1 protein-coding gene is annotated in these 598 nt (G+C 78.1%); it reads right to left on the bottom strand.

The features are described from left to right. A partial coding sequence (locus tag BEP24_RS17895; RefSeq protein ID WP_216093164.1) for a hypothetical protein occupies window positions 1–365 on the bottom strand: 365 nt, incomplete at its 3' end. Window positions 366–598: the final 233 nt, after the last annotated feature.

The following is a 598-nucleotide window of genomic DNA, read 5'->3' as shown; positions in this document are numbered from 1 at the left end:
GGCAGGGTCGGGACGGGCAGGGGGCCGATCGGGAGCGCGCCCTCGACGGGCGACACGACCGTGCCGACCGTGCCGGGCAGCGTGCCGACGGTGCTCCCGACGCCGCCCAGCAGGTCGTCGGTGACGCCCGTGACGGGGCGCGTGATCGTGCCGAGCGTGTCGTCACCGAGCAGGTCGCCGGTGACCGGCAGGACGCCGAGCAGGCCGTCGATCGCCTCGACCACCGCCGCGGTGGGGCGCGCGTCGGTGATGGCCTGCACGGTCCCGGTGACGGGCGTCAGGACGCCGACCACGGTGTCGGTGAGCGGCCGGGAGGCGGTGCCTGCGCCGTCCGCGTCGGCCGCCGTGGTCGGGGTGGTCGCCACCGAACCAGTCAGGCCGCCGACCAGGTCGGCCACCGGTCGCGCGGGTGCGGCCGGAGCACCGGCCACCGGGGCGGCCGGCGTCGCCGGTACGTCCTCGCGGGCGTCGGCGTCGCCGCGGCCCTCGTGCTGCTCTCGCTCGTGCTCGGTGCCCGTCCGGCCTCCGCCGAGGGCGTCCAGCAGCGCAGCCTGGTCGGCGGACTCGTGCAGGGCGTGACCGGCACGGTGGGCTCCAC

This window comes from Curtobacterium sp. UCD-KPL2560 (assembly GCF_001705035.1).
In the GTDB taxonomy this organism is placed as follows: Bacteria; Actinomycetota; Actinomycetes; order Actinomycetales; family Microbacteriaceae; genus Curtobacterium.
Note: the sequence above shows the minus strand (reverse complement) of the source record. Positions and strands in the feature narration are given on the sequence as shown.